The organism is Pseudomonas sp. NBRC 111130 (genome assembly GCF_001320485.1).
GTDB classification, from domain to species: Bacteria; Pseudomonadota; Gammaproteobacteria; order Pseudomonadales; family Pseudomonadaceae; genus Aquipseudomonas; species Aquipseudomonas vlassakiae.
The window spans coordinates 113,512-136,088 of sequence record NZ_BCBG01000016.1; the positions used below are offsets into that span (position 1 = coordinate 113,512).

The following is a 22,577-nucleotide window of genomic DNA, read 5'->3' on the forward strand; positions in this document are numbered from 1 at the left end:
CCCTTCGCGGGCTTGCCCGCTCCCACACCGATACCTGTGGGAGCGGGCAAGCCCGCGAAGGGGCGCAAAGCGGCCCCAGTGCGTTATGCTGGGCGCCTGCCTAGGAGAGTGAATACATGGCCTACGATTTTGATCTGTTCGTGATTGGCGCCGGTTCCGGCGGTGTCCGCGCAGCGCGCTTCGCTGCGGGCTTCGGTGCAAAAGTGGCAGTGGCCGAAAGCCGCTACCTCGGTGGCACCTGCGTCAACGTCGGCTGCGTGCCGAAGAAACTGCTGGTATACGGCGCCCACGTCGCCGATGAGCTGGAGCAGGCGGCCGGTTTTGGCTGGACCCTGGAAGAGGGCCATTTCGACTGGGGCACGCTGATCGCCAACAAGAACCGCGAGATCGAGCGCCTCAATGGCATCTACCGCAACCTGCTGGTGAACAGTGGCGTGACCCTGCTGCAAGGCCATGCCCGCATCACCGGTGCCAACGAGGTGGAAGTGGACGGCCAGCGGTTCAGCGCCGAGCACATCCTGATTGCCACCGGCGGCTGGCCGCAGGTGCCGGACATTCCGGGCAAGGAACTGGCCATCACCTCCAACGAGGCGTTCTACCTCAAGGAGCTGCCGCGCCGCGTGCTGGTGGTCGGCGGTGGTTATATTGCCGTCGAGTTCGCCGGCATCTTCCAGGGCCTGGGCGCCGACACCACCTTGCTCTACCGCGGTGAACTGTTCCTGCGTGGTTTCGACGGCTCGGTGCGTACCCACCTCAAGGAAGAGCTGGAAAAACGCGGCATGAACCTGCAGTTCAACGCCGACATCCAGCGCATTGACAAGCTTGAAGACGGCAGCCTGAAAGCCACCCTCAAGGACGGCCGCGAGCTGGTCGCCGATTGCGTGTTCTACGCCACCGGGCGCCGCCCGATGCTCGACAACCTGGGCCTGGAGAACACCGGGGTTGAACTGGATGCCCGTGGCTTCATCCGCGTCGACGAGCAGTACCAGACCACCGCACCGTCGATCCTCGCCATTGGCGATGTGATCGGCCGCGTGCAGCTCACCCCGGTGGCCCTGGCCGAAGGCATGGCCGTGGCCAGGCGCCTGTTCAAGCCGGAGCAATACCGCAAGGTGGATTACCAGAACATCCCGACGGCGGTGTTCAGCCAGCCACCGATCGGCACTGTCGGCCTCACCGAGGAACAGGCACTGGCCGCCGGGCACAAGGTGCAGATCTTCGAGAGCCGCTTCCGCGCCATGAAGCTGACCCTCACCGACATCCAGGAGAAGACCCTGATGAAGCTGGTGGTCGACGCCGAGACCGACAAGGTGCTGGGCTGCCACATGGTCGGCCCGGACGCCGGCGAGATCATCCAGGGCCTGGGTATCGCCCTCAAGGCCGGAGCGACCAAGCAGTTGTTCGACGACACCATTGGCGTGCATCCGACTGCCGCTGAAGAGTTCGTCACCATGCGCACCGTCACCCGCTGACGCGGCGGGCCTCGTCACCGCCCTCCGGTGATGAGGCCTCGAATACCGCGCAATCCTTTGCTCAGCCCATTCCCTTCTATTAATTATCTGCGGTTATAGCCAAAACCAATCACAAGCATGAGCTTTGCCAATGAGCCTTTGTCGGGGCCAGCAGTTAGGATTCTTTCCATCAACTGATTCCAACCCCATGAAGGAGCGTCTCTCATGCCTATCATCAACAGCCAGGTCAAACCGTTCAACGCCACCGCCTACCACAAGGGCGAGTTCGTTCAGGTCAGCGAAGCCGACCTGAAAGGCAAGTGGTCCGTCGTGTTCTTCTACCCGGCCGACTTCACCTTCGTTTGCCCGACCGAGCTGGGTGACCTCGCCGACAACTACGCAGAGTTCCAGAAGCTGGGCGTGGAAATCTACGGCGTATCGACCGACACCCACTTCACCCACAAAGCCTGGCACGACACTTCGGAAACCATCGGCAAGATCCAGTACCCGCTGATCGGTGACCCGACCCACGTCATCTCGCGCAACTTCGACGTGCTGATCGAAGAAGCCGGCCTGGCCGATCGCGGTACTTTCGTGATCAACCCGGAAGGCCAGATCAAGATCGTCGAACTGAACGACGGTGGTGTTGGCCGCGACGCAGCCGAGCTGCTGCGCAAAGTCAAGGCTGCCCAGTACGTTGCCGCTCACCCAGGCGAAGTTTGCCCGGCCAAGTGGAAAGAAGGCGAAGCCACTCTGGCTCCGTCGCTGGACCTGGTCGGCAAGATCTAAGCCGATGTGCACGTCGCGGGCGGTAGCCAGCCGCCAAAGCTGAAACACCTACCGCCCCGTAAAAGCGCCCGGGCGACCTCGCCTGGGCGTTTTTGTATCTGAGTTTTGAAAAAAGGAATCGCCCGTATGTTGGACGCCACGCTTAAATCGCAACTGAAAACCTACCTGGAGCGGGTCACCCAGCCGATCGAGATCGTTGCCTCCCTCGACGACGGCGCGAAGTCCCGCGAACTGCACGACCTGCTGGTGGAAATCGCCGGCCTGTCGAACCTCATTACCTTCAGCGCGGACGGCAGCGATGCCCGTCGCCCTTCGTTCTCGCTGAACCGCCCGGGTGCCGACATTAGCCTGCGCTTTGCCGGCATCCCCATGGGCCACGAATTCACCTCCCTGGTGCTGGCGCTGCTGCAAGTCGGCGGCCACCCGTCCAAGGCCAGTGCCGAAGTGATCGAGCAGATCCAGGCGCTGGAAGGCGAATTCACCTTCGAAACCTACTTCTCGCTGTCGTGCCAGAACTGCCCGGACGTGGTCCAGGCGCTGAACCTGATGGCCGTGCTCAACCCCAATGTGCGCCACGTGGCCATCGACGGTGCGCTGTTCCAGGATGAAGTCGAGTCGCGCAAGATCATGGCGGTGCCGAGCATCTACCTGAACGGCCAAGTGTTCGGCCAGGGCCGCATGGGCCTCGAAGAAATCCTCGGCAAGATCGACACCAACGCCGGTGCCCGCCAGGCCGAGAAGATCAACGCCAAGGACGCCTTCGACGTGCTGGTGGTCGGCGGTGGCCCTGCGGGGGCCGCAGCGGCCATCTATGCCGCCCGTAAAGGCATCCGCACCGGTGTCGCTGCCGAGCGTTTCGGCGGCCAGGTGCTCGATACCCTGGCCATCGAAAACTTCATTTCGGTGCAGGAAACCGAAGGGCCGAAGCTGGCCACGGCGCTGGAAGAGCACGTCAAGCAGTACGACGTCGACATCATGAACCTGCAGCGCGGCGAAGCGCTGATCCCGGCCAGCGACGGCGGCCTGCACGAAGTGCGCCTGGCCGGCGGTGCCTCGCTCAAGGCCAGGACGGTGATCCTCGCCACGGGCGCCCGCTGGCGCGAAATGAACGTGCCGGGCGAGCAGGAATACCGCGCCCGCGGCGTGGCCTACTGCCCGCACTGCGACGGCCCGCTGTTCAAGGGCAAGCGCGTGGCGGTGATCGGTGGCGGCAACTCGGGCGTGGAGGCGGCCATCGACCTGGCCGGTATCGTCGCCCAGGTGACGCTGATCGAGTTCGACAGCCAGCTGCGTGCTGATGCTGTGCTGCAGCGCAAGCTGCACAGCCTGCCGAACGTCAAGGTGATCACCAGCGCGCTGACCACCGAAGTGGTTGGCAATGGCGAAAAAGTGACGGGTTTGCGTTACAAGGACCGCAATACCGATGAGCTGCATGACCTGGCGCTGGAAGGCATCTTCGTGCAGATCGGCCTGCTGCCGAACACCGATTGGCTCAAAGGCACGGTCGAGCTGTCGCCACGCGGCGAGATCATCGTCGACGCCAAGGGCCAGACCAGCGTGCCGGGTGTATTTGCCGCAGGTGACGTGACCACCGTGCCGTACAAGCAGATCGTCATCGCGGTGGGCGAGGGCGCCAAGGCATCGCTGGCGGCGTTCGATCACCTGATCCGCACTTCGGCACCGGCGTAAGCCTGCTCTGGCCTCTTCGCGGCTAAAGCCGCTCCCACAGGCAAATCACTGCCCATCAGGCCTGTGGTTGACCTGTGGGAGCGGCTTTAGCCGCGAAAGGGCCGGCACTGACAAAGCAAAACCTGAGGGTGTCTATGCTTACCGCAGACACCCTCAGGAGCTTCACCATGACCCTGATCAGCCGCGAACCCTGGTGGCTAGTCCCCCCCAAGCCAGGGCAGAAAGAGCAGGACCTGCACTGGGGCTACCTCGAAATCTACGCAGACGGCCGCACCGTGTTCGTCGACCAGCGCCCCAGTGACCGGGAACTGGCCGAACGCAAAAGCTGCCGCAACTTCCCCGACCCTGAACCCTAGGCGGCTCAGCCTTCCAGCTCGGCCAGTCGTGCTTCCAGCGCCGCGATCCTTGCTTCCAGGGCTTCAATACGCTCTTCCGACACGCTGCTGCCACTGCTGCGAGCGCCACCGTCTTGCTGGCGCGCTGCCAGAATCGCCTCGATTTCTGCCGGGTCACCCAGGGCATGGGTATAGCGGTCTTCCCGCTGCCCGGCCTGGCGTGGCAGGTGCAAGGCCAGGTCACGTGAAATCAGGCGCTCCAGTTGGTGCTGGATCTGCTCGGTGTCGTCGAAGTCGTGCAGGCGGTTGCTGCGGGTCAGCAGTTCGTTGAGGGTCTGCGGCCCCCGCAGGAACATCAGGCCCATCAGCACCAGTTGCGCCGGTACCAGTTCCAGGGCCTTGTCCAGCCGATGTTCCCAGCGGTCGGCGCGGCTGCCCATCTGCAGGCGGGCCATGCCCTGGCCCTCGAGGGCGCGCAGGGCCTGGCCGACTTGGCCCGGGGTCAGGTTCATGACCGGTTCCCGGCTGGTTTTCTGGTTGCAGGCCAGGACCAGGGCGTTAAGGGTCAGCGGGTAGCTTTCCGGGCTGGTGGCCTGCTTCTCGATGAGCGCGCCGAGAATGCGGATCTCGATGCTGCTGAGGCGGCCTTCGCCTGCGGTTTCGTGTTCTGACATGGCCCTGTCTCATTGCTGGGGAAAGGCCACTAGCGTAGGTAAAGCCGGGGTGTAAGGCAATTGGGACCGCTTTGCGGCCCCGGCAATCTCAAATGCTGCGCCGTTCTTCTGCCTGGCAAGCCGCTGCAGTGAACAACACATCGGTCGACGAATTCAGCGCCGTCTCCGCCGAATCCTGCAGCACGCCAATGATGAAGCCCACCGCTACCACCTGCATGGCAATCTCGCTGGGGATGCCGAACAGGCTGCACGCCAGCGGAATCAGCAGCAGCGAACCACCCGCGACCCCAGAGGCACCGCAGGCGCAGATTGCCGCCACCAGGCTCAGCAGCACCGCCGTCGGCAAGTCGACCGGAATCCCCAGGGTATGCACGGCCGCCAGGGTCAGCACGGTGATGGTGATTGCCGCGCCTGCCATGTTGATGGTCGCCCCCAGCGGGATCGAAACCGAGTAGGTGTCCTCATGCAGCCCCAGGCGCTCCGACAGCGCCAGATTGACCGGGATGTTGGCTGCCGAACTGCGGGTGAAGAACGCTGTAATGCCGCTTTCGCGCAGGCACAGCAAGGTCAGCGGGTAAGGATTGCGGCGGATTTTCCAGAACACGATCAGCGGGTTCATCACCAGCGCCACGAACAGCATGCAGCCGATCAGCACACCCAGCAGGTGCAGGTAGCCGAGCAGGGCGCCCAGGCCAGACTGGGCCAGGGTCGAGCTGACCAGCCCGAAGATACCCAGCGGGGCGAAGCGGATCACCACGCGCACGATCAAGGTCACGCCGTTGGACAGGTCCTCGACCACGGTGCGGGTGGTATCGCCAGCGTGGCGCAGGGCCACGCCCAGGCCGATGGCCCAGGTCAGCACACCGATGAAGTTGGCGTTGAGCAAGGCGTTGATCGGGTTGTCGACAGCGCTCAGCAGCAGGTTCTGCAACACCTCGCTGATACCGCCCGGCGCGCTCAGGGCCACCTCGCTGGTCCTCAGGGCCAGTTGCGACGGGAACAGCATGCTGGCGACCACGGCCACCACCGCGGCCGCGAAGGTGCCCAGCAGGTACAGCCAGAGGATCGGGCGGATGTGGGTTTCCTGGCCGTGGCGGTGGTTGGCGATCGACGCCATGACCAGAATAAACACCAGCACCGGCGCAACAGCCTTCAGGGCGCTGACGAACACTTTGCCGAGAAAGCCCAGGTCACGGGCGATGGCAGGTGCTAGCAGGGCCAGGGCGATGCCGGCGACAAGGCCGATGACGATTTGGGTCACCAGGCTGGTGCGGTTTACAAGGCGAAGAACAGGCGTCATGTGCAGCGGAGTCTCGAAATCTTCAAAGGGCGCGACTCTAGCACATTCAGGCCCGGTCCTTTCGCGAGCCGCCACTACCAGTGGAACAGTTCGCGCCGTGCCCCCTCGGTAATCGCCACGATCCCCGGATGCTTGACCTTGCGCTCCACCGAAATGGCATAGAACGACTCATGCACCGCTTCGGTCTGGCCAATCAGTGCGACGTCATACTGCCGGCATACCTCCTCGGCAATCACGCTCGGCGCCACGAATATCCCGCTGCCCGACTGGCCGAATGCCTGCATCAGCGCACTGTCATCGAACTCGCCAATGATCCTGGGCTGCACCTGCTGCTCGCCCAGCCAGCGCAACAGGCGGCTGCGCACCACGGTTTCCGGCCCGGGAATCAGCAGCGGCGCATCCTGCAGGCAGGCGGGGAAGGGGCCTGCATGCCGGCTGGCCAGGGCCGGGGTGGCGAAGAAGCTCAGGCCGCACTCGCCGAGCTTCTGGCTATAACCCTTGATATCCAGGTGGCTGGGCATCGGGCTGTCGGAAATCACCAGGTCCAGGCGCTGGATCGCCAAGTCTGCCAATAGCCGTTCGAGCTTGTCTTCGCGGCAATTGATGCGCAGCACTTCATCCAGCTCCATGGTCGGGGCCAGCAGCCGGTAGACGATCGACTTCGGCACCACGTCGGCAACCCCCACGCGAAACAGGATCTGCTCCTGCGGGCCGGCCCTGAGCATGGCCTCCAGTTCCCCGCCAATCTGGAACATCTGCTCGGCATAGACCAGTGCCTGACGGCCGGTCTCGGTCAGCTCCAGTTGTCGACCGACCCGCTGGAACAGCTCCAGCCCGTAGGTCTGCTCGAACAGGCTGATCTGCCCACTGATGGTCTGCGGCGTCAGGTTCAGCTGCTCGCTGGCACGGGCGATGCTGCCAGTCTTGGCCACGGCCCAGAAGTAATGGAGCTGGCGATAGTTGAGCACGCGCGCGGGTTCCGATTCGAAAAAACCGAAGTATACCCACTGGAAATACGAATTTTCCTGAACTATTGCCGTCTTTTAGAATGCGACCCCATCAGGCGCTTCGCGCCGCCGGGATTTTTCAAGCGAGGAAACCATGCTGCATCTCAAATCCATTGGCACTCCGCTGGTGCTGGCCCTGGCGCTGTTCAGCCTGGCTGGTTGCGACCAGGCCGAGAAGTCTGCTCAGCAAATGCTCGACCAAGCAGCGAAGTCGGCCAAGCAGGCCATCGACGACACCAACAAGGCCGCCCAGCAGGCGCTGAGCGATGCCATCGGTCACCAGGGCCAGAAGCCCAAGGACGCCGAAAAGAAAACCCACACCCAAGAAATCTGACCCTAACCGCCGCTTCAGGATTTGAACAATGGAATACTTGCTGGAACTCGCCGCTAGCCCCACCGCCTGGGTCGCCCTGGCTACGTTGGTGGCCATGGAAGTGGTACTGGGTATCGACAACCTGATCTTCATCTCGATCCTGACCAACAAGCTGCCTGTGGAATACCGTTCCAAGGCACGCCGTATCGGTATCAGCATGGCGTTGGTCATGCGTCTGGCCCTGCTCAGCACCGTGGCCTGGATCGTGCAGTTGACCGACCCGGTGTTCGAAGTGTTCGGTAATGCCTTCTCGTGGAAGGACGTGATCCTGATCGCTGGCGGCCTGTTCCTGCTGTGGAAGGCCACCAAAGAGATCCACGAGAACGTCGACCCGCACGGCGCCAAGGAAGAGGCCAAGGTGTCTTCCACGGTCACCCTGGGCTTTGCCGCGGCGATCTTCCAGATCCTGTTGCTGGACATTGTCTTCTCGGTCGACAGCATCATCACCGCCGTGGGCATGACCGAGCACCTGCCGATCATGATCATTGCCGTGATCACCGCAGTCATCGTCATGATGGTGGCCGCCGACCCGCTGGCCAACTTCATCAACGACAACCCGACGGTGGTCATGCTGGCGCTGGGCTTCCTGATCATGATCGGCATGACGCTGATCGCCGAAGGTTTTGGCGCCCATGTACCGAAAGGCTATGTGTACGCGGCGATGGCCTTCTCGACGGTGATCGAGATCCTCAACATCCTGGCTCGCCGAGCGCGGCTCAAGCGTGAAGCCGCCGAAGGCTGATACAAGACAACGGGGCGCCTGGCGCCCCGTTTGCATTCAGGTGAAGTAGCCTCAGTGCGCCCTGGCATGCCGCCGCGCCCTGCGCACAGGTTGCGCCTTGGCCGTGGCCTGCGGTGGCAGGTGGTGATGCGGGGAATGACGCCGCACGATACGCAGAACACCCCATAGCATGGCGGCCGCGACGCTCAGCCACATACCCACCAGCATGAGGATTGCCATGGTCAGGCTCATGTGTGCCTCCTTCTCTTGGGCCAACCTGCGGTTTGCCCTCCAGACACAGCTTTAGTCTAGCTGCCCGGCCGTGACGTTCCATTGACCAAAGGTCGATGGCTCAAGCCGATTGGTTCCGCTCTCTTGTCGGACTATACCCGCGCAACGCGGCGCCCTATGATCGGTGGCCAGAGCCGGGCGCTGCCTGCCTGGCACCGAAACAAGCGAGTGTCCATGGAGCAACATTCCTGCAAGCGCTGGGCAACCGTCCCGCGTCGACTGTTGGCCGCCTGCCTGGTGGCCGCGACCTTGGGCGGCTGCGCCAGTGCACCGCCCGCAAGCCTCAAGGGCATGCCGCAGCGGGTCGAGATCAGTAGCGTGCCGTTCTACCGCGGCAATGCCAACCACAGTGGCTCGATGGCCTTGGCCGCGCTGCTCTCCCAGCAAGGTGCGCCGATCACCCCGGGGCTGCTGGACAAACCGCTGAACCTGCCCAAGGGGGCCGATGCGCTGGAAACGAGCATCCCGCGGGTCGCCCGCGAGTACGGCATGCTGGTGTACCCGCTGGACAAGCAACTGGATGCCCTGCTGACCCAGGTGGCCGCTGGCAATCCGGTATTGCTGCGTTACCGAGAAGGTTCGGCGTGGTGGAGCGAGCCGCGTTACGCGGTGCTGATCGGCTATGACAGCTTCAAGAAGCGCGTATTGCTGCGCTCGGGGATGCATCGGCGCCAGTTGATGGCGTTCGATGACTTTGCTTCGGCGTGGGCGAGTGAGGGAAGTTGGGCGGTGCTGGTGCAGCCACCGCGCCAGCTGCCGGCCCAGGTGGACCGTCAGCGTTGGCTGCAGGCTGCCGATGAACTGGCCCGGGCGGGCCAGGAAGTGGCGGCAAAACAGGCTGTGCGCAGCCTGAACAAATAGCGTTACCTGCCCCGGCCCTTTCGCGGGTAAACCCGCTCCCACAGGTACTGCATGAGTTTCAAACCATGTGCGGTATCTGTGGGAGCGGGCGTGCCCGCGAAGAGGCCAGACCTGCTTACATCATCAGAAGCCCAGACGATCGCGCAGGCTGTAGTACCAGGCACCCATGGCGCTGAACGGCACACGCAGCATCTGGCCACCCGGGAACGGGTAGTGTGGCAGGCCGGCGAAGGCGTCGAAACGTTCGGCCTGGCCGCGCAGGGCTTCGGCCAGTACCTTGCCCGCCAGGTGGGTGTAAGTCACGCCGTGGCCCGAGCAACCCTGCGAGTAGTAGATGTTGTCGCCGATACGGCCGACCTGAGGCAGGCGCGACAGAGTCAGCAGGAAGTTGCCGGTCCAGGCGTAGTCGATCTTGACGTTCTTCAGCTGTGGGAAGGCCTTGAGCATCTTCGGACGAATGATCGCTTCGATGTTGGCCGGGTCGCGTGCACCGTACACCACGCCACCGCCGAAGATCAGGCGCTTGTCGCTGGTCAGGCGGTAGTAGTCGAGCAGGTAGTTGCAGTCTTCCACGCAGTAGTCCTGCGGCAGCAGGGTGCGGGCCAGTTCTTCGCCCAGCGGCTCGGTGGTGATCACCTGGGTGCCGCACGGCATCGACTTGGCGGCCAGTTCCGGTACCAGATTGCCCAGGTAGGCGTTGCCGGCAACGATGATGAACTTGGCGCGGACCTTGCCTTGCGGGGTATGCACAACCGGGTTGGCGCCGCGCTCGATACGGATGGCCGGGGTCTGCTCGTAAATGATACCGCCCAGCGACTCGACTGCGGCGGCTTCGCCCAGGGCCAGGTTCAGCGGGTGGATGTGACCGCCGCTCATGTCCAGCATGCCGCCGACATAGTTGTCGCAGGCAACCACTTCACGGATGCGCTTCTTGTCCATCAGCTCCAGCTGAGTGTGGCCGAAGCGTTCCCACAGGCGTTTTTGCGATTCCAGGTGACCCATCTGCTTGGCGGTCAGCGCGGCGAACACGCCGCCGTCCTTCAGGTCGCACTGGATGTTGTACTTGGCCACGCGCTCACGAATGATGCGGCCGCCTTCGAAGGCCATCTTGCCGAGCAGCTGGGCTTCTTTAGGGCCGACAGTGCGTTCGATGACGTCGATGTCGCGGCTGTAGCTGTTGACGATCTGACCACCGTTGCGGCCCGATGCGCCGAAGCCGACCTTGGCTGCTTCGACGATGCTCACCTTGAAGCCGTTTTCCAGCAGGAACAGTGCGCTGGACAGGCCGGTGTAGCCGGCACCGATGATACAGATATCGGTTTCCACCTCACCCTGCAGCGCCGGACGTGGCGGCACCGGGTTGGCCGAGGCGGCGTAGTAGGACTGGGGGTAGGGGGTGTTAGCCATGCTGCAGGAACCTCGTGTTTTATATTTTTAACGAATGTACCGATGCTATCAATAATAATAAACACCCGCTAGTCGTCTGTTGAAATTCCTTTACGGGCCTGCGGCTCGCCGTTCTCTATAAACAGTTTAAGATTCAGTGAGTTAGCGCGAAAAAAAGTGTTGACAGGGTTTTTGGATTGCGTAGAATGCGCACCACACGACAGGCACATAGCTCAGTTGGTTAGAGCACCACCTTGACATGGTGGGGGTCGTTGGTTCGAGTCCAATTGTGCCTACCAAACAAAGTCCCGCGCTGCGGGCAGCGAGAAGGGCGACCCGCAGGGGTCGCCCTTTTTGCATTATGGGCCTATTCGGCGTGGCGCTTGCCAGCGCCTGCGACGTTCTGAAAGTTTTTGATTTTTTTGAAAAAAACGCTTTACAGGCGCGCAATCGATCACTAATATGCGCACCACACGACAGGCACATAGCTCAGTTGGTTAGAGCACCACCTTGACATGGTGGGGGTCGTTGGTTCGAGTCCAATTGTGCCTACCAAACAAAGTCCCGGGTTTCCGGGCATCAAGAAGGGCGTCCCGCAAGGGGCGCCCTTCTTGCATTCCATGCCCCTCTCGAAAATATCCCCCCCTCGAAGCAGCGTGTAACCTTTGGTCGCGGGCCGTGCCCCGAGTGGCCGTGGTAGAATCCGCCCCTTCGAATCTGGAGGTACACGCGTGCGCAAACTGGCAGTGGTATTGGCAGTGCTGGCCCTGGCGGGCTGTGAGAACGAGGTCGAAGGTGTGCATAAACAGGTTGCCGAGCACCTGCACAACCCCAAGACCGCCAAGTTCGGCAACGTGCGGATCGACACCAAGGGCACCATCTGCGGCCAGGTGCGTGGCAAGGACGATGCCGGCCAGTACGAGGCCTACCGCAGCTATGTGGCGATCAAGGGCGGTGAGGGCCAATACGAAATCATCGTCGACGATGGCGGCAACAACCTGCGCATCCGTGAATACTGCGGCGGTGCCGACCTGCAGCGTCGTGCCGAGGCGCTGGCCGATCAACCGGCCCCTGAGGGGTGGGATGTCGAAGTGATCCAGGGCGCTAACATGGGCGCGCTGTCCGACATGACTGCACGCCTGATCGAGAAAGGCATCCCTTCTTCGGTCGAATACCGTGATGGCAAGCCGGTGGTGCTGATGGGGCCGTTCCCGAGCAAGGCCGAAGCCGATGCGCGCAAGGCCGAGGTCATGGCCAAGCTGGGTACCGACTCGATCGTCATCCAGCATGGTGCGCAGCGTTAACTGTAATCTGTAGTCTTACCCGGCTATGCTTGCCCTGAGACTAGCCAGACGGGGAGGGCCTCATGTCTACGCTGGAGCGGGCCATTGCCGTGGCCGCCAGGGCACATGAAGGGCAATACGACAAGGGTGGGGCCGCTTATATCCTCCACCCGTTGCGGGTGATGATGCGGGTCAGCACGCCAGAACAGCGCATTGTCGCGGTGCTGCATGACGTGATCGAAGACACGTCGCTGACCCTTTCCGATTTGGCCCGTGAGGGCTTCCCCCTGAAAATTCTTGCCGCCTTGCTGGCTTTGAGCCGGAACAAGGGCGAAAGCTATCAGGATTTCGTGGTGCGTCTGGGCAGTGACCCGCTGGCGCGCACCGTCAAGCTGGCCGACCTGGCCGACAACAGTGACCTGTCGCGTATTCCCGTGCCTGGCCCTGCCGACCTGGCGCGGCTGGCCCGTTACCGCGAGGCCAGTGCCTACCTGCAGGCGCTGGCCTGAGCCTCAGTCTTCCTTCGGTACGGTCCAGAAGATCTGCACGCCGCCGTCGTCGCGGTGGGCGAGGGTGACGTTGTCGTTCTCGGCAATTTCCTCGAGCAGGGTTTCCCAGTCGTCAGGCGACTCGTGTTCCAGGCGGAAGATCAGCGCGGCGCGGCTGCGCTGGGCGAGGGGGTTGTTGATGATCTTCTGGATACGCAGGCCCAGTTGTTGGTAGCTGCTTGCGGTTGCTTCGGCGGTGTTGGCCACGGAGGCGGTTCCTTGTTGTGCTGTATGTGCGTACAGTATTTCAAGGCAAAGTATTTCGCAACTGCATCGGTGCTGGATTCTTCGCGAGCACGCCCGCTCCTACAGGGGGTGCGATCCCTGTGGGAGCGAGCGTGCCCGCGAAGAATCCAGCACCAGCCCGCGTCATAGCAGAATCAGTACTCCCAGAAAATCCGCTGCAGCTCCTTGCTGTCCTGGGTCTTGGTCATCGCCACCATCGCCAGGATCCGCGCTTTCTGCGGGTTCAGGTCATGGGCCACCACCCAGTCGTACTTGTCATCCGGCTGTTCGGCATTGCGCAGCACGAAGCCGCCCTGGTTGACGTGCGACGAGCGAATGATCTGCACGCCGTTCTTGTGCAGCTCCTGCAGCGCCGGTACCACCCGCGACGACACCGAGCCATTGCCGGTGCCGGCATGGATGATCGCTTTCGCGCCGCTCTGCGCCAGCGCCTTGTACGCCGTGTCGGTCACGTTGCCGTAGCTGTAGGCAATGTCTACCTGCGGCAGGCTGCTGATCTGCTTGATGTCGAACTCCGACTGGGTGGTGTGGCGCTTGGCCGGCAGGCGGAACCAGTACGACTTGCCTTCCACTACCATGCCCATCGGGCCCCAGGCGCTCTTGAACGCTTCGGTCTTGATGTTGACCGACTTGCTCACATCGCGGCCGGACTGGATCTCGTCGTTCATGGTCACCAGCACGCCCTTGCCGCGCGACTGCTTGTCGCTGGCCACTGCCACGGCGTTGTACAGGTTGAGCATGCCGTCGGCGGACATCGCCGTGCCCGGGCGCATCGAGCCGACCACCACGATCGGCTTGTCGGTCTTCTCTACCAGGTTGAGGAAATAGGCCGTCTCTTCGAGGGTGTCGGTGCCATGGGTGATGACGATGCCGTCCACGTCGCTGCTGTCGGCAAGCTCAGCGACGCGCTTGGCCAGTTTCAACAAGTCGTCGTTGGTGATGCTTTCGGAGGCGATCTGCATCACCTGCTCGCCGCGCACATTGGCCAGGTCCGCCAGTTCCGGCACGCCGGCAATCAGCTTGTCGACGCCGAGCTTGGCGGCCTGGTAAGTGGCGCTGTTGGCAGCGCTGGCGCCGGCCCCGGCAATGGTGCCGCCGGTGGCGAGGATGACCACATTGGCCAGTTTCTGCTGGGTTTCGGCTTCTTTTGCCGAGGCCGTGGCAGGGAGGATCAGCAGCAGCGCCAGGGCGCTGGGGGCGAAAGACTTCAGTGCAGCATTCATAATTATTGTTCTCTCTCTTCCTGATGAGGTGATTGCTGTGTTGCGCAGGTAGGCAGGCAGATTCCGTACCAGCTATCCGCGGTCTCTTGTGGGAGCGGCCTTGCGTCGCGAAAGGGCCGCAAGGCGGCCCCGGCAATTTCTGCGGCGAAGCTAGAATTCTGGGGGGGCGCTTCGCACCCCTTTCGCGACGCAAGGCCGCTCCCACAACGGCGTATTCCATTCGGAATCCCGAACAAGCATAGGAAAAGGTGTTCGGTTTTTCGGAAAAATTCCGGATAATCAGCACCGCTTGCGGCTTGCCCCCGCCAGCGAAACGGATTTGACAAAACCAGGTCTTGTTTCCATAGTTACCCAACGCAAACGTTTGCGATCCGATAAAAAACACAAGATTCGGAGTCATCTCCCATGAAGCTGCCGTTCCCCGGTCGTCTGCTGGCGCTCGCCGTCATCTCCTCGCTGTCCCTCGCCATGCCGCTGTCTGCCGCCCATGCAGAGGAAAAACCTAAGGTCGCGCTGGTCATGAAGTCGCTGGCCAACGAGTTCTTCCGCACCATGGAAGACGGCGCCAAGGACTACCAGAAAGCCCACTCCGGCGAGTTCGACCTGGTAACCAATGGCATCAAGAACGAAACCGACACGGGCGAGCAGATCAGGATCGTCGAGCAGATGATCAGCTCTGGCGTCAACGCCTTGGTCATTGCCCCGGCTGACTCCAAAGCCCTGGTGCCTGTGCTGAAAAAGGCGACGGAGGCCAAGATCGTTGTCGTCAACATCGACAACCGTCTCGATCCAGACGTGCTCAAGAGCAAAGGCATCAGCGTGCCCTTCGTCGGCCCTGACAACCGCAAAGGCGCACGTATGGTCGGCGACTACCTGGCCCAGCAGAAGCTCAAGGCCGGTGACCAGGTCGGCATCATCGAAGGCGTGCCGACCACCACCAATGCCCAGCAGCGTACCGCTGGCTTCAAGGACGCCATGGATGCCGCCGGAATGAAGATCGTCTCGGTGCAGTCCGGCAACTGGGAAATCGACAAGGGCAACGCTGTCGCCGCTTCCATGCTCAACGAATACCCCGACCTCAAGGCGCTGCTGGCCGGCAACGACAGCATGGCCCTGGGTGCGGTCTCGGCCGTGCGCGCCGCCGGCAAGACCGGCCAGGTGCAGGTGGTGGGCTACGACAACATCAACGCCATCAAGCCGATGCTCAAGGATGGCCGCGTGCTCGCCACCCTCGACCAGGCCGCCAGCCAGCAGGCGGTGTTCGGCATCCAGGCGGCGTTGAAGGTGCTCAAGGGTGAAAAGCCCGACGTGGACGCCGACAACGTCATCCAGACCCCGGTCGAACTGATCACCAAGCCCTGATCCCAGCAGGAGAGATGGCCATGCCAGCATCGGCCAATGAAGTCGTGCTTGCCGCCAGCGGCCTGGGCAAGCGCTACGCGCAGCCGGTGCTGGCCGAGGTCAGCCTGGCCCTGCGCGCTGGCGAAGTGCTGGCGCTGACCGGCGAGAACGGGGCAGGCAAGAGCACGCTGTCCAAGCTCATCTGCGGCCTGGAAACACCCAGCAGCGGGCACATGAGCTACCGCGGCCAGGCCTACGCACCGGCCAGCCGCAGCGAGGCCGAGCGCCTCGGTGTGCGCATGGTCATGCAGGAGCTCAACCTGCTGCCGACCCTGACCGTGGCGGAAAACCTGTTCCTCGACAACCTGCCCAGCCGCTTCGGCTGGATCAGCCACAAGCGCCTGCGCCAGCTGGCCACGGCTGCCATGGCCCAGGTCGGCCTGGACGCCATCGACCCGGACACCCCGGTCGGCGAGCTGGGTATTGGCCACCAGCAGATGGTCGAGATTGCCCGCAACCTGATCGGCGACTGCCATGTGCTGATCTTCGACGAGCCCACGGCGATGCTCACCGCCCGCGAGGTGGAGTTGCTGTTCACCCAGATCGAGCGCTTGCGCCAGCGCGGCGTGGCCATCGTCTACATCTCGCATCGCCTTGAAGAGTTGCAGCGCGTGGCCCAGCGCATCGTCGTGCTGCGCGACGGCCAACTGGTGTGCGACGAGCCGATCCAGCGCTACAGCAGCGCCGAACTGGTCAACCTGATGGTCGGCCGCGAACTGGGCGAGCATATCGACCTTGGCCGTCGCACGATCGGCGCACCGTTGCTCAAGGTCGACAAGCTATGCCGCGGCAACAAGGTGCGCGACGTATCGCTGCAGGTCAGGGCAGGGGAGATCTTCGGCATCTCCGGGCTGATCGGCGCCGGGCGCACCGAGCTGCTGCGGCTGATCTATGGCGCCGACCGCGCCGACAGCGGCAGCATCCAGGTCGGCCAGCCGCTCAAGGCGGTGACCATCGATTCCCCCAAGGCGGCGGTAAACGCCGGTATTGCCCTGATCACCGAGGACCGTAAAGGCGAAGGCCTGCTGCTGACGCAATCGGTCAGCGCCAACATCGCCCTCGGCAACCTGCCCGCCGTTTCCCGTGCCGGGGTGCTCGACGGCGAAGCGGAAAAGGCCCTGGCCGAGCGCCAGATCAGCGCCATGCGCATACGCAGCGCCGGCCCGGCACAGGCGGTCGGCGAGCTGTCTGGCGGTAACCAGCAGAAGGTGGTGATCGGCCGCTGGCTGGAGCGCGACTGCCAGGTGCTGCTGTTCGACGAGCCCACCCGCGGCATCGACGTCGGTGCCAAGTTCGACATCTATGGCCTGCTGGCCGAGCTGGCGCGCCAGGGCAAGGCCCTGGTGGTGGTGTCCAGCGACCTGCGCGAACTGATGCTGATCTGCGACCGCATTGCCGTGCTCTCCGCCGGCCGCCTGATCGATACCTTCGACCGCGAACACTGGAGCCAGGACCAGCTCCTGGCTGCCGCCTTCGCCGGCTACCAGAAACGTGACGCCCTGCTGCATGACGCAGCACCCAGGATGGATGCATGAAGACCACACCCCTAGACACCCCGGGCAGCGCCCCCGTGCGCCGCAGCGCCACCTACTTCGGCCTGGGCACCTACCTGGGCCTGGCCGGCGCCTTGCTGGCGATGATCGTGCTGTTCTCGTTCCTGAGCAGCCACTTCTGGTCGTACGCCACCTTCAGCACCCTGGCCAACCAGATCCCCGACCTGATGGTGCTGGCCGTGGGCATGACCTTCGTGCTGATCATCGGCGGCATCGACCTGTCGGTCGGCTCGGTACTGGCCCTGGCGGCCTCCACCGTCAGCGTGGCGATCCTCGGCTGGGGCTGGGGCGTGCTGCCCGCAGCCCTGCTCGGCATGGCCGTCGCCGCCCTGGCCGGCAGCCTCACCGGTGGCGTCACCGTGGCCTGGCGCATCCCGTCGTTCATCGTCTCGCTCGGCGTACTGGAGATGGCCCGCGGCCTGGCCTACCAGTTCACCGACTCGCGCACCGCCTATATCGGCGACGCCTACGCCTGGTTCTCCAACCCGGTGGCCTTCGGCATCTCGCCGTCCTTCATCATCGCCGTGCTGGTGATCGTGCTGGCCCAGCTGCTGCTGACCCGCACGGTATTCGGCCGTTACCTGATCGGCATCGGTACCAATGAAGAGGCCGTGCGCCTGGCCGGTATCGACCCGCGCCCGTACAAGGTGCTGGTGTTCGCCCTCATGGGGCTGCTCGCCGGCCTGGCCGCGCTGTTCCAGATTTCGCGCCTGGAAGCCGCCGACCCCAATGCCGGTTCCGGCCTTGAGCTGCAGGTGATCGCCGCCGTGGTGATCGGCGGCACCAGCCTGATGGGCGGGCGCGGCTCGGTCATCAGTACCTTCTTCGGCGTGCTGATCATTTCGGTACTGGCTGCAGGCCTTGCGCAGATCGGCGCATCGGAACCGACCAAACGCATCATCACCGGGGCGGTGATCGTCATCGCCGTGGTGCTCGACACTTATCGCAGCCGGCGTGCAGGCCGGCGGAACTGACAACATGGCAACCATCAAAGACGTCGCGGCCCTCGCCGGCATTTCCTACACCACCGTGTCACATGTCCTGAACAAGACCCGCCCTGTCAGCGAGCAGGTACGGCTCAAGGTCGAGGCAGCCATTCTTGAACTCGACTATGTGCCCAGCGCCGTGGCGCGTTCGCTCAAGGCGCGCAGCACGGCCACCATCGGCCTGCTGGTGCCCAACAGCGTCAACCCGTACTTCGCCGAGCTGGCCCGAGGCATCGAGGACGCCTGCGAGCGCAATGGTTATTGCGTGATCCTGTGCAACTCCGACGACAACCCGCAGAAGCAGCGCAGCTACTTGCGGGTGCTGCTGGAAAAGCGCATCGACGGCCTGGTAGTGGCGTCGGTGGGCGAAGATGCCGACCTGCTGCAGAGCCTGGCCTGTGTGCGCACGCCGATGGTCATCGTCGACCGTGAGCTGGAAGGCGTCGACGCCGACCTGGTGCGCATCGACCACGAGCAGGGTGCCTACCTGGCAACCCGTCATCTGCTGGAGCTCGGCCATCGCGACATCGCCTACATCGGCGGCCCTGCCGAAACCGGCGTTACCCAGTTGCGCCTGCGCGGCTTCCACCGGGCGATGGCCGAAGCCGAGGCCGAGGTGCTGGCTGGCCGCGTGCTGCATTGCGATTTCACCAGCCCCGGTGGCCATGTTGCCGCCGCGCAGCTGCTCGATGGCAAGCGGCCGACGGCAATTTTTGCCGGCAACGACATGATCGGTTTCGGCGTATTGCGCGCCGCAGCCGAACGCAACATCAACGTGCCGGGCGAGTTGTCGGTGATCGGCTTCGACGACATCGAGCTGAGCCGCTATGTATTCCCGCCGCTGACCACGGTCGGCCAGTCGATTCGCGAGCTTGGCGAGAGCGCAGCGGCCTTGCTGCTGTCGCGCATCGCCACGCCGCGTCGCGATGGGGCCGAGCAGCGCATTGTCTCGCCGCGCATCGTGCTGCGCGAATCCACCGGGCCGCGCCCGGACCTGTTCAATGATTACCGCTAAGGAATTGCCATGCATGCCAAGGTAGTGGTGGTCGGCAGCCTCAACATGGACCTGGTGGTCCGCGCCCAGCGGCTGCCACGCGCTGGCGAAACACTGGCCGGCGAACATTTTTTTACCGTGCCCGGTGGCAAGGGCGCCAACCAGGCAGTGGCGGTAGCGCGCTTGGGCGGCAGCGTGGCGATGATAGGCAATGTCGGCGATGACGCCTACGGCCAGCAGTTGCGCCAGGCGCTGGAAGTGGAAGGCATCGATTGCCAGGCGGTCAGCGTCTGCCCAGGCGTATCCAGTGGCGTAGCGCTGATCACCGTGGATGCTGCCAGCCAGAATTGCATCGTCATCGTCCCGGGCGGCAACGGGCTGCTGACACCGGAGTCGGTACAGCGTTTCGATGCCTTGCTGCAGGCCGCCGAGGTGATCATCTGCCAGCTCGAAGTGCCGGTAGAGACCGTGGCCTGGACCCTGGCCAGAGGCCGCGAGCTGGGCAAGCAAGTGATCCTCAACCCGGCGCCAGCCACCGGCCCGCTGCCCGCGGACTGGTTTGCCCATATCGACTACCTCACCCCCAACGAAAGCGAGGCCGAAGCCTTGACCGGCGAGCGGGTCGACGACCTGGACAGTGCCCGCCGCGCAGGGGAGCGCCTGCTGCAGCTGGGCGCAGGCAAGGTGATCATCACCCTGGGTGCGCAAGGGGCCTTGTTTGTCAGCCGGGACGGCAGCCAGCATTTCCCGGCACCCAAGGTGCAGCCGCTGGATACCACGGCGGCGGGCGACACCTTTATTGGTGGTTTTGCCGCTGCACTGGTGCAGGGCAAGGGGGAGGGCGAGGCGATCGCGTTCGGCCAGCGCGCTGCAGCCTTGTCTGTCACCCGTGCCGGTGCCCAGCCGTCGATTCCCTGCCTGGCGGAGCTGACCCCATGAAAAAGACCCCGCTGCTCAACGTCGCCCTGTCGCGGACCATCGCCGGGATGGGGCATGGCGACATCCTGGTGATCGGCGATGCCGGCTTGCCGGTGCCGCCAGGTGTCGAGCTGATCGACCTGGCGTTGACGCCGGGGATCCCGGATTTTGCCAGCGTGCTGCGCGCCGTGTTGAGCGAGCTGCAGGTGGAGCGGCATGTGCTGGCCGAAGAGATGCAAAAGGTGGTGCCGCCGGCGCTGGTCGAGGTCGAGCGCCTGAAGGGCAAGCTGGGCAAGCGCGAATGGCACAGCCATGAGGACTTCAAGCTGCTGTCGCGCAGCGCCCGGGCCATCGTGCGTACCGGCGAATGCCAGCCCTACAGCAACATCGCCCTGATTTCCGGGGTCACCTTCTAACAAGCGAAACGCGGTGCGCTTTTTATTGTGGGAGCGGCCTTGTGTCGCGAAAGGGCCGCGAAGCGGCCCCGGCAATCCATGCGGCGAAGCTGAAATCCTGGGGGTGCTGCGCACCCCTTTCGCGACGCAAGGCCGCTCCCACAAAAAAGCGCATCGCGTTCCATTTCATGGCAACAGGAGTGCCCCCATGCTCAAACCTCTGCTACAAGGACTGACCCTCATGGCCGCTGCCGCCACCACCACCCTCCAGGCCGCCCCGCGTGACCTGATCATCGACACCGACCCCGGTGCCGATGACGTGGTCGCGCTGTTCCTGGCCATGGCCTCGCCCGAAGAACTCAACATCCGCGCCATCACCACCGTCGCTGGCAACGTGCGCCTGGAAAAGACCTCACGCAACGCCCGCCTGGCCCGCGAATGGGCCGGCCGCGAAGACATCCCGGTCTATGCCGGGGCAGGGCGGCCGCTGGTGCGTGCGCCCATCTATGCCGCCGACGTTCACGGCGAAGAGGGCCTGACCGGCGTGCCGGTGCACGAGCCGAAACAGCCCCTGGCCGAAGGCAATGCCGTGCAATACCTGGTCGACACCTTGGGCAACGCCAAGCCCCACAGCATCACCCTCGCCATGCTCGGCCCGCAGACCAACCTGGCCCTGGCGCTGATCCAGCGACCCGAGATCGCCAACGGCATCAAAGAAGTGGTGGTCATGGGCGGCGCCCACTTCAACGGCGGCAACATCACCCCGGCGGCGGAGTTCAACCTCTACGCCGACCCCCATGCCGCCGAAGTGGTGCTGGCCAGTGGCGTGCAGCTGACCTACCTGCCGCTGGACGTGACCCACAAAGTCCTGACCAGCGACGCCCGCCTCAAGCAGTTGGCGGCAGTAAACAACCAGGCCAGCAAAAAGGTGGTGGACATTCTGCAGGCCTACATCAAGCACGACATGGACCTGTACGGCATGCCCGGTGGCCCGGTGCATGACGCCAGCGTCATCGCCTACCTGCTGAAACCCGAGCTGTTCAGCGGCCGACGTATCCACCTGAGTGTCGACAGCCGCGAAGGCCCGACCTTCGGCCAGACCATCGCCGACTGGTACGGCGTGCTCAGGCAGCCGGCCAATGTGATGTGGGTGAACGAGGCTGACGCCCAGGGCTTTTTCGACCTGCTCAGCGCGCGCTTGGCTCGATTGCAATAGCCGCATGCGGCGCGTAGCGCTCGAACACCTGGTCGATGAAGCTGCGCGCCGCCTCGCCGCCGCGGTCGCGCACCAGCAGGTCGATGGCGATCAACAGCAACTCTTCGGGCGTGCTGGGGCTATAGGCGCTCTGGCCTTCGGCCCATTTGACCTTGATATCGGCGTCGATGCTGTGGGTGCTCATGAAAGGCTCTCGCTGGGGGCCCGGGGCGGAGGGACGAACACCGGATCCTGGCATTCGCAGAAGGCACTGTGCCTTCACTTCCTAAAGTAAATCATGACTTTGCGGCGCCAACCAAGCGACTCGTCGGTTGCGCGGTAAAATTCGGTCACGATTGCCTTTGGCCACTGCAGGTCAGATCAGGCAGACTTTCCCGGTTTTGCAACAAACTCTTGGCGGAGCTGTCGGATCAGGCAGTTCCCATATCGATTTAGGAGGATTCATGTTCCGTTCCCGTGCTTTCCTGGCAACCCTGGCGGTGGCTGCTGTCCTGGCGGGTTGCAGCACTGGCGGCAACTCGGGGGGTAGCAAGGCGCCTGAGGCGGCGGCCGGCAACGATGGTCGCTGCGAGGCCAGCGGTGCCGACTTCGCCATTGGCAAGCCGGGCAGCGCCGAGCTGCTGGAGCAGGCGCGCAAGGCCAGTGGGTCGCAGATGGCGCGCATTCTCAAGCCGCACGATGTGGTAACCCTGGAATACCGCTCCGAGCGCCTGAACCTGAATGTGGACGAGCAGGGTGTGGTGACCCGCGTCAACTGCGGCTGACCAGGGCTTGGAGCCTGCGCTGTCCTTGTGGGAGCGGGCGTGCCCGCGAACACCGGCAAAGCCGGTGCCAAAGACCGCGGTGCCTGCTTCGCGGGCGCGCCCGCTCCCACAGGGCTGCGGCAAAGGCCCATAAAAAAACCCGCCACAAGTGGCGGGGTTTTTTTCAGCTGCCC

The 22,577-nt window shown here is 63.7% G+C and carries 25 protein-coding genes and 2 tRNA genes; 19 read left to right on the forward strand and 8 right to left on the reverse strand.

The window, feature by feature from the left end:
* Window positions 1-116 precede the first annotated feature (116 nt).
* The 4 genes from gorA to APH33_RS09920 all read left to right on the forward strand — a co-directional run bounded on the left by gorA (window position 117) and on the right by APH33_RS09920 (window position 4,285).
* A complete protein-coding gene (gene gorA / locus APH33_RS09905) occupies window positions 117-1,472 on the forward strand; it encodes a glutathione-disulfide reductase (protein ID WP_054884951.1) in 1,356 nt (451 codons plus the stop codon).
* Between the two features lie 204 nt (window positions 1,473-1,676).
* Window positions 1,677-2,240, forward strand: a complete 564-nt coding sequence (gene ahpC / locus APH33_RS09910) for an alkyl hydroperoxide reductase subunit C (protein ID WP_054884952.1) — start codon at window positions 1,677-1,679, stop codon at window positions 2,238-2,240.
* Between the two features lie 126 nt (window positions 2,241-2,366).
* On the forward strand, window positions 2,367-3,929 hold the full coding sequence (ahpF, locus tag APH33_RS09915) for an alkyl hydroperoxide reductase subunit F (RefSeq protein WP_054884953.1): 1,563 nt from the start codon (window positions 2,367-2,369) through the stop codon (window positions 3,927-3,929).
* A gap of 167 nt (window positions 3,930-4,096) precedes the next feature.
* Window positions 4,097-4,285: a hypothetical protein gene (locus APH33_RS09920; RefSeq protein WP_041166543.1), complete on the forward strand. Its 189-nt coding sequence runs from the start codon at window positions 4,097-4,099 to the stop codon at window positions 4,283-4,285.
* Between the two features lie 5 nt (window positions 4,286-4,290).
* Here APH33_RS09920 and APH33_RS09925 read toward each other — a convergent pair whose 3' ends face one another.
* The 3 genes from APH33_RS09925 to nhaR all read right to left on the reverse strand — a co-directional run bounded on the left by APH33_RS09925 (window position 4,291) and on the right by nhaR (window position 7,206).
* The gene (locus APH33_RS09925; RefSeq protein ID WP_054884954.1) at window positions 4,291-4,938 is read right to left on the reverse strand and encodes a YceH family protein; all 648 of its coding nucleotides are present in this window, start codon (window positions 4,936-4,938) and stop codon (window positions 4,291-4,293) included.
* A gap of 88 nt (window positions 4,939-5,026) precedes the next feature.
* Window positions 5,027-6,238: a serine/threonine transporter SstT gene (gene sstT / locus APH33_RS09930; protein ID WP_054884955.1), complete on the reverse strand. Its 1,212-nt coding sequence runs from the start codon at window positions 6,236-6,238 to the stop codon at window positions 5,027-5,029.
* Between the two features lie 74 nt (window positions 6,239-6,312).
* Window positions 6,313-7,206, reverse strand: a complete 894-nt coding sequence (nhaR, locus tag APH33_RS09935; RefSeq protein ID WP_054884956.1) for a transcriptional activator NhaR — start codon at window positions 7,204-7,206, stop codon at window positions 6,313-6,315.
* A 133-nt stretch (window positions 7,207-7,339) separates the two neighbouring features.
* Between nhaR and APH33_RS09940 the strand changes: the two genes are divergently transcribed.
* Entirely contained in the window at window positions 7,340-7,579 is a 240-nt protein-coding gene (locus APH33_RS09940) for a hypothetical protein (protein ID WP_054884957.1), read from the forward strand.
* A gap of 28 nt (window positions 7,580-7,607) precedes the next feature.
* Window positions 7,608-8,360: a TerC family protein gene (locus APH33_RS09945; RefSeq protein WP_016391529.1), complete on the forward strand. Its 753-nt coding sequence runs from the start codon at window positions 7,608-7,610 to the stop codon at window positions 8,358-8,360.
* A 51-nt stretch (window positions 8,361-8,411) separates the two neighbouring features.
* Here APH33_RS09945 and APH33_RS09950 read toward each other — a convergent pair whose 3' ends face one another.
* Window positions 8,412-8,591, reverse strand: a complete 180-nt coding sequence (locus APH33_RS09950; RefSeq protein ID WP_054884958.1) for a hypothetical protein — start codon at window positions 8,589-8,591, stop codon at window positions 8,412-8,414.
* A 156-nt stretch (window positions 8,592-8,747) separates the two neighbouring features.
* Between APH33_RS09950 and APH33_RS09955 the strand changes: the two genes are divergently transcribed.
* Entirely contained in the window at window positions 8,748-9,491 is a 744-nt protein-coding gene (locus tag APH33_RS09955; RefSeq protein WP_054884959.1) for a peptidase C39 family protein, read from the forward strand.
* 123 nt (window positions 9,492-9,614) lie between these two features.
* Here the strand turns inward: APH33_RS09955 and APH33_RS09960 are convergent, their stop codons facing one another.
* The gene (locus APH33_RS09960) at window positions 9,615-10,898 is read right to left on the reverse strand and encodes an FAD-binding oxidoreductase (protein ID WP_054884960.1); all 1,284 of its coding nucleotides are present in this window, start codon (window positions 10,896-10,898) and stop codon (window positions 9,615-9,617) included.
* Window positions 10,899-11,099: 201 nt separating this feature from the next.
* Here APH33_RS09960 and APH33_RS09965 point away from each other — a divergent pair.
* The 4 genes from APH33_RS09965 to APH33_RS09980 all read left to right on the forward strand — a co-directional run bounded on the left by APH33_RS09965 (window position 11,100) and on the right by APH33_RS09980 (window position 12,669).
* Window positions 11,100-11,176, forward strand: a tRNA-Val gene (locus APH33_RS09965).
* A gap of 179 nt (window positions 11,177-11,355) precedes the next feature.
* Window positions 11,356-11,432, forward strand: a tRNA-Val gene (locus APH33_RS09970).
* Window positions 11,433-11,608: 176 nt separating this feature from the next.
* Entirely contained in the window at window positions 11,609-12,181 is a 573-nt protein-coding gene (locus APH33_RS09975; RefSeq protein ID WP_054884961.1) for an SPOR domain-containing protein, read from the forward strand.
* A gap of 62 nt (window positions 12,182-12,243) precedes the next feature.
* Window positions 12,244-12,669 carry a GTP pyrophosphokinase gene (locus APH33_RS09980; RefSeq protein WP_054884962.1) on the forward strand — a complete coding sequence of 142 codons (426 nt, stop codon included), beginning with the start codon at window positions 12,244-12,246 and terminating at the stop codon, window positions 12,667-12,669.
* Window positions 12,670-12,672: 3 nt separating this feature from the next.
* On the opposite strand, the gene APH33_RS09985 is transcribed toward APH33_RS09980, so the two are convergent.
* The gene (locus APH33_RS09985) at window positions 12,673-12,915 is read right to left on the reverse strand and encodes a DUF1654 domain-containing protein (protein ID WP_054884963.1); all 243 of its coding nucleotides are present in this window, start codon (window positions 12,913-12,915) and stop codon (window positions 12,673-12,675) included.
* A gap of 173 nt (window positions 12,916-13,088) precedes the next feature.
* Complete coding sequence (locus tag APH33_RS09990; protein ID WP_054884964.1) at window positions 13,089-14,177, reverse strand: asparaginase; 1,089 nt, start codon at window positions 14,175-14,177, stop codon at window positions 13,089-13,091.
* 405 nt (window positions 14,178-14,582) lie between these two features.
* Between APH33_RS09990 and APH33_RS09995 the strand changes: the two genes are divergently transcribed.
* From APH33_RS09995 to APH33_RS10025, 7 genes are all read left to right on the forward strand, one after another.
* Entirely contained in the window at window positions 14,583-15,539 is a 957-nt protein-coding gene (locus APH33_RS09995; RefSeq protein WP_054884965.1) for a sugar ABC transporter substrate-binding protein, read from the forward strand.
* 20 nt (window positions 15,540-15,559) lie between these two features.
* Window positions 15,560-17,113, forward strand: a complete 1,554-nt coding sequence (locus tag APH33_RS10000; RefSeq protein ID WP_054884966.1) for a sugar ABC transporter ATP-binding protein — start codon at window positions 15,560-15,562, stop codon at window positions 17,111-17,113.
* Complete coding sequence (locus APH33_RS10005) at window positions 17,110-18,105, forward strand: ABC transporter permease (RefSeq protein WP_054884967.1); 996 nt, start codon at window positions 17,110-17,112, stop codon at window positions 18,103-18,105. Before APH33_RS10000 ends, APH33_RS10005 begins: the two co-directional genes overlap by 4 nt.
* A 4-nt stretch (window positions 18,106-18,109) precedes the next feature.
* Window positions 18,110-19,132 carry a LacI family DNA-binding transcriptional regulator gene (locus tag APH33_RS10010; RefSeq protein ID WP_054884968.1) on the forward strand — a complete coding sequence of 341 codons (1,023 nt, stop codon included), beginning with the start codon at window positions 18,110-18,112 and terminating at the stop codon, window positions 19,130-19,132.
* A 9-nt stretch (window positions 19,133-19,141) separates the two neighbouring features.
* Window positions 19,142-20,050 (forward strand): ribokinase, encoded by a 909-nt coding sequence (rbsK, locus tag APH33_RS10015; protein ID WP_054884969.1) that lies wholly within the window; start codon window positions 19,142-19,144, stop codon window positions 20,048-20,050.
* On the forward strand, window positions 20,047-20,445 hold the full coding sequence (gene rbsD / locus APH33_RS10020; protein ID WP_054884970.1) for a D-ribose pyranase: 399 nt from the start codon (window positions 20,047-20,049) through the stop codon (window positions 20,443-20,445). The genes rbsK and rbsD overlap by 4 nt, the downstream gene beginning before the upstream one ends.
* A 187-nt stretch (window positions 20,446-20,632) precedes the next feature.
* Window positions 20,633-21,640, forward strand: a complete 1,008-nt coding sequence (locus APH33_RS10025) for a nucleoside hydrolase (RefSeq protein WP_054884971.1) — start codon at window positions 20,633-20,635, stop codon at window positions 21,638-21,640.
* On the opposite strand, the gene APH33_RS10030 is transcribed toward APH33_RS10025, so the two are convergent.
* Window positions 21,612-21,824, reverse strand: coding sequence for a hypothetical protein (locus APH33_RS10030; RefSeq protein WP_054884972.1), 213 nt, complete (start codon window positions 21,822-21,824; stop codon window positions 21,612-21,614). The genes APH33_RS10025 and APH33_RS10030 overlap by 29 nt on opposite strands.
* A 259-nt stretch (window positions 21,825-22,083) precedes the next feature.
* Between APH33_RS10030 and APH33_RS10035 the strand changes: the two genes are divergently transcribed.
* A complete protein-coding gene (locus APH33_RS10035) occupies window positions 22,084-22,404 on the forward strand; it encodes an I78 family peptidase inhibitor (protein ID WP_054884973.1) in 321 nt (106 codons plus the stop codon).
* Window positions 22,405-22,577 lie beyond the last annotated feature (173 nt).

Bases quoted from the DNA above. Each gene is read 5' to 3' on its own strand.
- gorA (WP_054884951.1), top strand. From the start codon at position 117: ATGGCCTACGATTTTGATCTGTTCGTGATTGGCGCCGGTTCCGGCGGT.
- ahpC (WP_054884952.1), top strand. From the start codon at position 1,677: ATGCCTATCATCAACAGCCAGGTCAAACCGTTCAACGCCACCGCCTAC.
- ahpF (WP_054884953.1), top strand. From the start codon at position 2,367: ATGTTGGACGCCACGCTTAAATCGCAACTGAAAACCTACCTGGAGCGG.
- APH33_RS09920 (WP_041166543.1), top strand. From the start codon at position 4,097: ATGACCCTGATCAGCCGCGAACCCTGGTGGCTAGTCCCCCCCAAGCCA.
- APH33_RS09925 (WP_054884954.1), bottom strand. From the start codon at position 4,938: ATGTCAGAACACGAAACCGCAGGCGAAGGCCGCCTCAGCAGCATCGAG.
- sstT (WP_054884955.1), bottom strand. From the start codon at position 6,238: ATGACGCCTGTTCTTCGCCTTGTAAACCGCACCAGCCTGGTGACCCAA.
- APH33_RS09940 (WP_054884957.1), top strand. From the start codon at position 7,340: ATGCTGCATCTCAAATCCATTGGCACTCCGCTGGTGCTGGCCCTGGCG.
- APH33_RS09945 (WP_016391529.1), top strand. From the start codon at position 7,608: ATGGAATACTTGCTGGAACTCGCCGCTAGCCCCACCGCCTGGGTCGCC.
- APH33_RS09950 (WP_054884958.1), bottom strand. From the start codon at position 8,591: ATGAGCCTGACCATGGCAATCCTCATGCTGGTGGGTATGTGGCTGAGC.
- APH33_RS09955 (WP_054884959.1), top strand. From the start codon at position 8,748: ATGATCGGTGGCCAGAGCCGGGCGCTGCCTGCCTGGCACCGAAACAAG.
- APH33_RS09960 (WP_054884960.1), bottom strand. From the start codon at position 10,898: ATGGCTAACACCCCCTACCCCCAGTCCTACTACGCCGCCTCGGCCAAC.
- APH33_RS09980 (WP_054884962.1), top strand. From the start codon at position 12,244: ATGTCTACGCTGGAGCGGGCCATTGCCGTGGCCGCCAGGGCACATGAA.
- APH33_RS09990 (WP_054884964.1), bottom strand. From the start codon at position 14,177: ATGAATGCTGCACTGAAGTCTTTCGCCCCCAGCGCCCTGGCGCTGCTG.
- APH33_RS09995 (WP_054884965.1), top strand. From the start codon at position 14,583: ATGAAGCTGCCGTTCCCCGGTCGTCTGCTGGCGCTCGCCGTCATCTCC.
- APH33_RS10000 (WP_054884966.1), top strand. From the start codon at position 15,560: ATGCCAGCATCGGCCAATGAAGTCGTGCTTGCCGCCAGCGGCCTGGGC.
- APH33_RS10005 (WP_054884967.1), top strand. From the start codon at position 17,110: ATGAAGACCACACCCCTAGACACCCCGGGCAGCGCCCCCGTGCGCCGC.
- APH33_RS10010 (WP_054884968.1), top strand. From the start codon at position 18,110: ATGGCAACCATCAAAGACGTCGCGGCCCTCGCCGGCATTTCCTACACC.
- rbsK (WP_054884969.1), top strand. From the start codon at position 19,142: ATGCATGCCAAGGTAGTGGTGGTCGGCAGCCTCAACATGGACCTGGTG.
- rbsD (WP_054884970.1), top strand. From the start codon at position 20,047: ATGAAAAAGACCCCGCTGCTCAACGTCGCCCTGTCGCGGACCATCGCC.
- APH33_RS10025 (WP_054884971.1), top strand. From the start codon at position 20,633: ATGCTCAAACCTCTGCTACAAGGACTGACCCTCATGGCCGCTGCCGCC.
- APH33_RS10030 (WP_054884972.1), bottom strand. From the start codon at position 21,824: ATGAGCACCCACAGCATCGACGCCGATATCAAGGTCAAATGGGCCGAA.
- APH33_RS10035 (WP_054884973.1), top strand. From the start codon at position 22,084: ATGTTCCGTTCCCGTGCTTTCCTGGCAACCCTGGCGGTGGCTGCTGTC.